General features: G+C 44.2%; 5 protein-coding genes. All 5 read right to left on the minus strand.

The features are described 5' to 3' along the window. Nucleotides 1–527 precede the first annotated feature (527 nt). On the minus strand, nucleotides 528–656 hold the full coding sequence (locus BP621_RS03895) for a hypothetical protein (RefSeq protein ID WP_292388061.1): 129 nt from the start codon (nucleotides 654–656) through the stop codon (nucleotides 528–530). Nucleotides 657–677: 21 nt separating this feature from the next. Beyond that, nucleotides 678–2,870 carry a DEAD/DEAH box helicase gene (locus BP621_RS03900; RefSeq protein WP_292388063.1) on the minus strand — a complete coding sequence of 731 codons (2,193 nt, stop codon included), beginning with the start codon at nucleotides 2,868–2,870 and terminating at the stop codon, nucleotides 678–680. A gap of 391 nt (nucleotides 2,871–3,261) precedes the next feature. After that, on the minus strand, nucleotides 3,262–5,163 hold the full coding sequence (locus tag BP621_RS03905) for a threonine--tRNA ligase (RefSeq protein WP_292388064.1): 1,902 nt from the start codon (nucleotides 5,161–5,163) through the stop codon (nucleotides 3,262–3,264). A 293-nt stretch (nucleotides 5,164–5,456) separates the two neighbouring features. Next, nucleotides 5,457–6,563, minus strand: coding sequence for an AI-2E family transporter (locus BP621_RS03910; RefSeq protein WP_292388065.1), 1,107 nt, complete (start codon nucleotides 6,561–6,563; stop codon nucleotides 5,457–5,459). 163 nt (nucleotides 6,564–6,726) lie between these two features. Beyond that, nucleotides 6,727–9,160: phosphoadenosine phosphosulfate reductase family protein (locus BP621_RS03915; protein ID WP_349682042.1), on the minus strand; the 2,434-nt coding region annotated here is incomplete at its 5' end.

Consider the following 9,160-nt stretch of genomic DNA (forward strand, 5'->3'; position numbering starts at 1 on the left):
TCCATTTACAATCACTCAGATCTAGACTTAAATAAACATTGCGATCTTATATGCTGTCCAATAATTACTACCGATAATAAACGAGTTCCTTCTTTTTCAATTTAAAGTCTTAAGTGCTTTCCATTATCTTTTTACTCTGAAATCGAATTGTCGGACAGCCTGTGAAGGTTAGAGTATTCGTGACTCTCTGCGCTCCCGATGTAATAAAAAAATAAGAGAATGGAAAAAATAAATTAAAATGGCCACGACTCTCAAGGCCACTAGAAAAATAATAACTAACGACGATAAAAAATGAAAAACCTCACCAAAGCAGAATTAAACTATAACTGAAAAAAGTATTTTTCAGTTATAATTTATCAGTCGAATACCCCATTGATTGCAGCGGAGTGCGCCAGCGCAACTTTGATTATTTGCTAATTTTCGGATATTTCCATTATTGTTTTGTAGAGGGCCGCTAGAAAACTGGTGGTGGCGCTTATGTTCTTGTTAATTGGAATGTGGTCTCCGGTATCAAGTAAGGTATTTATCTAGCTGGCAAGCCGGTTCTGTCCTGCAAGGCGCACAGAAAAAAACAAAAGATTCCTGCCTCTTGATGGTCTCTTGATGCTCTGAATAATCTCAGTCAACTGGTCAAAAACCGTCAGTGCAGAAATCATCAGTAGTCAGGGATCATCAGATCATTTCTGCCGAATGATATTTTTGACCCGCCTGTCCCATTCCGTAGACTCGAAAAGTTCCTTCAGTTCAGGAGAATCATCTATGAAGCAGAAACCCCAGTAAACCGCAGGCAAGAATTCCCTTTTCCAGTGCTCCTTTTTCTTCTTGTCGAGAAACTGGTAGGTTTCCGAAGACGAGAGTCGGCTTACGAACCCGAGCACCTTCACAAGCTCAGGGATATTCTTCTGGGCCGAACCCAGTTTCAGGCATTTAAGCCTGAGGCTGTCTATCTTTCGGAAATCTGGCTCGAAATTCAGAGTTTTTAAGATCCGGTTTTTCTCGGGCATCGAGAGATGTCTGCCGTTGTACTTGAGAGAGTTCAGAGCCTGAAGTTTCAGCAGCCATTCAACTTCCCCGAAAACCTTGGGTTTGTGCTGCCTTGAAACATCCCCTAGCCTGTGATCTTCATAGGCTTCCCGCTTGAGCTTATTTATACTGCCTGCAAGCTCTGCAAGCTCTTCTGCATCCCTAAGTTCCCTGACCCGGAATCTCAGAGTAGCCTGCATAAGTTCCCGTTTTTCCCGCTCAAAAGCTCCTACGTCCTTTTCTTCGGTCAGTGCGAGCAGGCGTGAGAAATATTTTGCCCTGATGGAAGTTGGAGGAAGCCTTACCGGGATTTCCCGAACTTGAACCCCTTTTCTTTTTCCGTTCCCTTTTCTTTGAGGCCCAAGTTCCACCTTCTTAATCTCGATCTTTCCTTCCTCGATTGCCCTGGCTGCATCGCCTTCTGAGAAAAGTTCTTCAAGGCGGATCTCAGGCTGGAGCATCTGCACCTGGTCAACCTTTTCTCCGGAAAAAACGCCTTCCCCAAAACGCTGGTAGAGAGAGTCAATACTATCAGAAATCTCAAAGACGTTGCCCTGCTGCTTTCCTGAGACTGAAGAAAGCCTTGTCACCCTTCCGACCTGCTGCTCAAAGAGCCGCATACTCAGGGTAGGGCGCAGCAAAACAAGGGCTTCAAGTCCAGGAAAATCAAACCCTTCAATCAGCATGCCTACCGTGCACAGCACATAGGGGGGCTTTCCAATCTCCCTGAAAGCTGCAAGAATGGCATTTTGTTCATTTTTGGGCAGTTCAGAACTTATAAAAACCGTATCTCGGAACTCGCCTTCAGGGGTATAATTCTCAAAATTTAGGGGCAGGATAGGCTCAGGATCCTTTTCGGATTCCGGGACTGAAATTTCCCCATTGAAGACCGAGGAGGTAAGCTTTGCATGGAAAGCGTTAATTTCTTCGCCATCAGCCCCTACGCCATAGACACGCTTCCTCACAGGGGCGCAAAACACAAGTGTTTTTGCATGCTTGTGTTTTATCATAGAATCGTACACGTCTTTTGCAAGCTGGGTTCTTCTAATTACCTTTTTCAACCTGTCAGGAGTGCTGCAGTCAAGGAAAAGGTCCTGCTTATCAAGCTCATCAAGCCCTCTTTCAAAATCAAAGATCTCAAAGATATCCTCAGAACTCTCAGCAATCGTATACTTGAGGGGGGCAAGTTCGTTGTCCAAGATGCACTCAGGAAGGGTTTTTGCATATACTTCCCTCATATCCCCTGCTATTTCATCCACGAACTTGACATTCCCGACAACTCCCTGGAACGGGGTTGCAGTCATTCCCAGAATTTTTGTCCTTTCCCCCAATTCATTAAGAAAATCATTTCCTCGGTTGTTAATGAAATTATGGATCTCATCCACGATTGCAAGGTCGGCAAGTTCAAGAATCAATTTTTTGATCTCAGAGCTCTGCTTTCCAAGTACGGTCTGAAGAGAGGCAAAAAGCACAAAACCTCCATTCTTTCCCTGCCCGAAAACTCTCAAAGTTTCAGCAAGTTCTTTTCTGTCAACCTTATGCTCGGATGAGAGAAGTGCGCTATTGGGAAAAAGGGGCTGGTTTTTCTTCCTGTCATAATAGGTCTGGCTAAGAAGAGGGTTATTTTTCGAGACTAGGAAAAGCACGAGTTTTCCTTCGTCGTAGTACTTTTTCATTATATGTTTCGAAAGAAAGGTTTTACCCCAGCCTGTAGGAACCTTGATATAGCCTCTTTGATTAGTTTCAAGATATTTTAGAATATCCTCAAAGATTTTCTTTTTATCTTTCCTCAAGGGCTCAAGTTCGATGGTTTCCATACCGACTGCGGTCTCATTTGAAATTGTCATCAGTACGCTGTCCTTACACTTGTCAATGTAAAAGTTTGATATATCAAAACCAGAAAGTGCCTTACAAAGAGGTTTCTGGGAAACTGATATAATCATGCAACGGAAATGCTGCATGCAATTGTAAATTTTATAAGAAGTAACTCCCCATAACTTACAAACGATCAGTAAAAATTTGATTCCAAAAACTTAAATCAGGATTTTTTCATCCAAAACGGAGAAGAACAAACCTAAAACTACTTTCTTTTAAAAGGAATCCCTTTTCACTAATAAGAATTACGTGAATATATATGTTATGCCAAAAAGCCAGAAGAAAAAGGCAAACAGGGAATTTTGTTTCTTCTGGCGGCTTCCGGAAACTTATTTGAAAGAATTTAGAAGATTTTAAACATATTTAAAAGAACTTTGGCCTTACAGAGAGGTATTTTGCAAGGGGAAGTTTCCTGTACGGCTTTCCTGCAATTTCGCCTTTAATCCGCGCATTAAGTTCTTCCGGAGTAATTTGCACTTTTTTAGGCTTATTCTGTTCGGATTCGGCCCGAATGGTTACGTTTATGGTGCCGTCCTCGAGTTCTTTATCTCCAATGACCACCACGTAAGGGACCCATTCCCTGCCTGCTTCCCTAACTTTCTTTCCTATTGATAGGTCGCGGTCATCGATGTCAACCCTGCAGTCCAGCTTCTGGGAAACTTCTTCGGCAAAAGCGATGTGTTTTTCTGAGATCGGCACAACCCTGACCTGGGTAGGAGAAAGCCACACTGGCAGCATAGGAACCTTTCCTTCTTCAGTTTCCATTGCAGCTTTCTCAAGAAGGGCGTAGATGCAGCGTTCGATTGCCCCGCTTGGGGAGCAGTGAAGTACAGTAGGCCTTTCCAGTTTGCCGTCAGCATTTACGTAAGAAATATCATACCTTTCGGCGTTTTCGACATCAATCTGAACCGTGGAAAGTGCACTTGCCTTCTCAAGGGCGTCTACGAAGTTAAACTCGAACTTGAGCACAAAGTAGAAGAAACGGGTGTCCCACATCTCCACAAGCACGGGCTTGTTTACGGTCCTTGCCATATTAACTACAAGCTCTTTATTAGACTCGTAAAAGTCCCTGGTAAAGCGGATGGCTACCTCATAATCCTTAATATGGATCCCTATATTTTCAAGCACATCTATGCAGAGGTCATACTGCTTTTTGAACTGGTCCACAGCCTGGTCCATATTCTCGCAAAGGCTGTGCATGTCAGGCATGGTAAAAGCCCTGAGCCTTCTCAAGCCCACAAGTTCTCCCCGCTGTTCCTTCCTGAAACTGTAGCGGGTCATTTCGATCATCCGAAGAGGCAGGTTCCTGTAGGAAATCGTCATATCGTGGTTCATAAGGAACTGTCCGAAACATGCTGCAAAACGCAGGAACATCTGCCGCTTGTCGGACTCGATGGAATACTGCCTTGCAGGGAACCTGTCCAGATATTTCTTCAGGGTAGGATGGTTCATGTCGTACATGATAGGAGTTTCGACTTCCATTGCCCCGAAATCAGTTGCGACATCAAGTACATAATTTTCAAGGAGAGACTTTACAAGCCTTCCTTTCGGGTAATAGCGCATGTTTCCTGAATCCGACCCTGGCTCGTAATCCGCAAGCTCAAGCCTCCGCATAAGCTCCACATGAGGAGGAGCCCGCTCAACAGCCCTGCTCTTGGAAATTTCGTAGTTTACAAACTTCTGAAGTTTGGGGTAAGGCGTAAGATCAAAACTTTCAACCTCATGAAGTTCTCCATCAGGAGTAAGGATGCGCCAGTAGGACTTTGCCGTACCTTCGGCTTTGAGGGCTTCGGAAACTACCTCTTCGCCGGCTGCTTCGACTTTGCCTACTGCCTTTGCAGTTCCTTCAGGACGTACGCTCCTGGAGAGTTCAGAAAGCGGATGCCCTTTACAGCTGATACTAAAAGCCTTATACCATCCGAAGGGAGCACGTTTGACCTCGTATTTACCTGAGAGTGCAGTTTCTATCCCTTTGAGTACCTGTACTGCAACTTTAGGAGAAGAAAGGTCAGAACTTAAGTGAGCGTAAGGATAGAGCATTATACGGTCGGTTTTGACCTGGACAGCTACCTTTTCTATCTCGGCAACCGTCTTTTCTATAGTTTCCTCGGGATTTGACTCGTCTACACTTTCAACAGCCATAAAAGCGGTAAGTGCTTCCTCAAGCCTGCCGGACTTTAAGGACTCTTCAATTTTTTCAGCAACTGGAGTTTGTTTTTTGGTTTCGTATTCAATATAATCAGAGTGAATGAGCAATAACTGCATTCTATCACTTGTCCGTTTGGTGTGTCCATTTGGTGTGGAATTCTGTTCCGAATTTGCTTTGGAATAGTATTCCGATTAGTTTTGGTTGAATCAAATAATTGATTTATATAAGACTGACTGCGGTCTGTACCGTCAGTAGATCTTGATTAAAGTGGTAAAGAAGAATATATGACAGTCCTAATATCCTTCAACGATATAAAATAATCCCTTTCGATTGATACTTTTGGACATATTCTGGAAAGCTCCAGGACCTCCGATATTTTTTAGCCCATTTCTGAGCCTCACTCCTAAAATTATTTTTCTGAATTAACCTTATGGGAATGTCCCAGGTTCTTAAGGTCTATACAGGTCTCGGCAAGTTCGGGACGGGTATGTTCCTGATAAACCCTGTAAGCCGCAACCAGAGCTCCAAGGAGGATAGGGGCTGCAAAAAAACCTGCAACCCCTCCGACGAAAGCTCCTCCGAGGAAGGCAAGAATCAGCGGCATCGGATGAATTTTGGATCTCATGCCTGTCAGGTAAGGTTTGAGAATCAGTTCGGGAGGGCCATAAATTATAAGGGAAGAGACCACAAGGAAAAAAGCTGCACTTTCATATCCGCTTTCAAGGTAGCGCATTAAAGCCAGAGGTACAAGCACCATATATCCGGCAAAAAGAGGGATTACCGAAGCTATGAAGATAAGGGTTGCAAGTGCCAGTGCATGGGGAAACCCGAAAGCATAGAATACAAAAACCGAAGTCACGCTTACTATAAGGGAAGAGTAGGCAGTACCTATGAAAATTCCTCTAAGGATTAGATCCAGGTGACACGCGTAACGGTTTACAATTCCTTTGTACTCTTTTGGTATCACGCCAAGAAAAGCGCGGTAAAGCCTGTCACCATCTGCAAGTATATAAAAGCAGAAAATAATCGAAACTATGAAATTAACGACAAAGAGCCCGATTCCCCGGGCATATGAAAAAATCCCTATGCTGCCTATCGCAGGGATCAACGAGGTAAAAAGGTCCCAGATGGTAGAATTAATGTTTTCCATAAGTTTTTCAGGAATATTCAGGGCACGTATGAAATCAAAAATTGCTGCCACAACTGCCGCCTGATTGTCAATAATCCAGGAGATCTGGTTTAGGATTTCAACAATGCCTGCCCCGACAATGAATACTATAGGGATGAATATGAAAAGACTGGCAATGAGGGCTCCTATTTTTCTATGCTTTTTGAATTTTATCCTGATGGGCCTGGCAATATAAGCAAAAACTATGCCCAGTACAATCCCGTCTGCCAAGGGCAGCAAAATTATAAACGAAAAGTACAGAAGCAGCGCTACCGCTAGGGCTGCTCCAATTTTCCACCGGCTGGCGATTATCTGGCTTACTCCGTCAGGGTTTTGGCTCAATCTCATTTTTCAGTTCCATTTGGATGGTAAGTTATAAAGTTTAAGTCAAATTTTAAAAGAGAACGATAGAAATGCAAAATCTAACTTTGACTAGAAAATGCAATATCTAAATATAATTAGGAACTATTTAAAAATATCATAGAGATCGGAAATCCAGACTTTTTATTCTTCACACCTTTAACCTTTGATTTAGGTCAGGTACAAGCTTGTCAAAGTATCTGGTCACAACACAGGACTCTGTGCATTTTCCACACCTGATGCAGGCTTCGCTTACACCTGGCGTCTTTCCTTCAAGAGAAGCTGCCCCGACCGGACAGGATTTTACACAGATCCCGCAGCCGGTACAGCGGGAAAGCCTTGTAAATTGTTTTGCAGCCTCCTTAAAAAGTGAAATCGCTTTTTCTTTTGTTTCCGAACTTGCAAGCAGATTCCCATTTGAAAAAAACTTTACAGTTCCAGTTCCAGTTTTAACTAGTAAAATCCCGAGATCTTCAGCATAAACCATATTTCCCAGTACATTGAGGAAACCTGCAGCTTCTGTTCCCGTGATGCCTTTCACTGCTGCTTCTATTGAATAGCCGCCTGCCCGGCAGGGAGAAATTCCTGACACGACTTCAATTTCAAAGTCTTCAGGATTTTCTCTGGCAAGCACGGAAATCCCGAGTTCCTCAGCCAGCCTGAGCATCTTCGGAGGCAGTTCCTTCCAGCGCCAGAAACCATGCTCTACGAATTTTTCGGAAAGCCCTCTGGACTTCGCCCATTCAAGCAGAAAAGCATTCCACTTCACGTACATTTCAGGATGCAGGTCTTTTACCCTGGCGTACTCGGCAGCAAGGGCAGACGGGCAAAGCCAGCATCCTACCCTTTCAAAGCCAAGGTCATAGAGAGGATTGTAGGGAAGCTGTCTCCAGTGTATGTAAAGCCACACCTCAATTGCCTTCCAGTCCCTGATAGGGAAAATATTGAGCTGGGCAGGGACAAAAGGATTGGTCTCGCTTGCTGCAATCCTTGCCCTTGAGAAAGATTCGTGCTTCCGCTTACCGTCAATTGTCAGATAAGCCACGTCACTGTATCCCTTTTGAGAGGAGGCTTCTTTCCCTGTCTCGAAGTCCCCTGCCGACGCCAGCTTACAGACCTTGCAGCACCAGCGGAAGTCCTTTGCAGGAGGCCCGAATTTTCCTACCTGCTCCCGGAAAGCGGAACCTGCGTTTGCCTCGGTGAGTGGAATTTCCCTTTCCCGGCAAAAATTTTGTACAAACTCAACAGTTTCCGGAAACTCAATCCCGGTATTCAGGAAGAAAGCTTTGAGTTCCCTTTGCTTAAGTGAGGACCGCGCCAGATCAAGCGCCACAAGGCTGTCTTTTCCACCGCTGAAAGAGACATAGACAGGCAGGTTTCGGTATTCTTTCCGGAAAATAATCCCACGGATAGTATTGATTGCGTTTTTCCCAAGCACCTGGAGGTGTTTTTTGTTTGCCTCTATGCATGCTGCAAGATCTGGAGTCTCAGGACTAAGTGATGCTTTACTGTTGTCAACCTTCCTGACCCTCAGAACTTTCTCTGATTCTTTTGATAGTCCAGGTTCGGATCGAGTTTCGGACCCATGCTGGTCTTTCAATCCTGAAAATTCTGCACCGTCAACTAAAGAAACGCCATAGCCTGTCAGGCTACCTGCGGTGACAAGGACAAAGTCCCCGGCTTTTATATTGCTGTCAAGAGCTTCAATAAATTCTGCTGCCACACTTTTTCCGTTAAGGTGCCGGTTTGTTTTTTTAAGTTTGACTTTTCTGCCTTCAGCGTGTTTCAGGAGAATCTTTGCGCCCTGGAGGGAAGGTTCAAAACGATAATCCATTTTGGAAAGCTCAAACCGGAGAATTCCAAAAATAAAGCCGTCTACGAGCACTTCATCGGTTTTATCCTCGCCAGGGATTTTGTTAAGGAGAATAAGCCTCTCTCCGAGGGGATTGCAGCCAAAGGCTGAATAAAGCTGTTTATCCAGGACTTCCCACTCATAAGGAGAACAAAAACGGACATCTGCAGGCTGGGAGAGCTGAAGGACTTCCCCTTTGCTGCCGCATCTTCCGCATTCTTCTCCTATCAAGGGCAGATTACATTTTCTGCACCAGAAAATCTGATCATCTTCATACTCGAAGCGCTGGAAGTTCTTTTTCTTTGAAGAGATCAAATCCGGACTTTTTTCAGAGCCAGCGCTCTTGCTGAAAGCATGCTTTCCTTCAGGAAGCCTTCCTTTAAAACCCGTAGATTTGTTTTTTACCCTGTTTTGCCGGGTTTGAGAGTTTTTCCTATCCGAAGTTCTGGAAGCCTTATTATCAGAAGCTTGGGAAGCTTTATTATCCGAGGTTCGGAAAGTTTTATTGTCTGAAGTTTTGGAGGCCTTTTTATCCGTAATTTGAGAGCTTTTTCTATCCGAAGTCCGGGCTTTTTTTGTGCCGTTATTACTTTTCTCTGGTTTCTGTGGGCCCGAAGCCTGGAATTTTTCTTTTTTCTGCTGCATGAAAACCCTTGTTAGTGGTTCGAAGAAATCGTTAAGTATTTGGTGTTCAGTTTTATGGTTCAGTCGCACGGTGAATACATTTATCAAT

The sequence above is a fragment of the Methanosarcina sp. UBA5 genome, from assembly GCF_002505485.1.
Classification (GTDB): Archaea; Halobacteriota; Methanosarcinia; order Methanosarcinales; family Methanosarcinaceae; genus Methanosarcina.

Excerpts from the sequence above, each read along its gene's own strand:
- BP621_RS03895 (WP_292388061.1), bottom strand. The coding sequence starts at position 656 with ATGATTTCTGCACTGACGGTTTTTGACCAGTTGACTGAGATTATTCAG.
- BP621_RS03900 (WP_292388063.1), bottom strand. The coding sequence starts at position 2,870 with ATGACAATTTCAAATGAGACCGCAGTCGGTATGGAAACCATCGAACTT.
- BP621_RS03905 (WP_292388064.1), bottom strand. The coding sequence starts at position 5,163 with ATGCAGTTATTGCTCATTCACTCTGATTATATTGAATACGAAACCAAA.
- BP621_RS03910 (WP_292388065.1), bottom strand. The coding sequence starts at position 6,563 with ATGAGATTGAGCCAAAACCCTGACGGAGTAAGCCAGATAATCGCCAGC.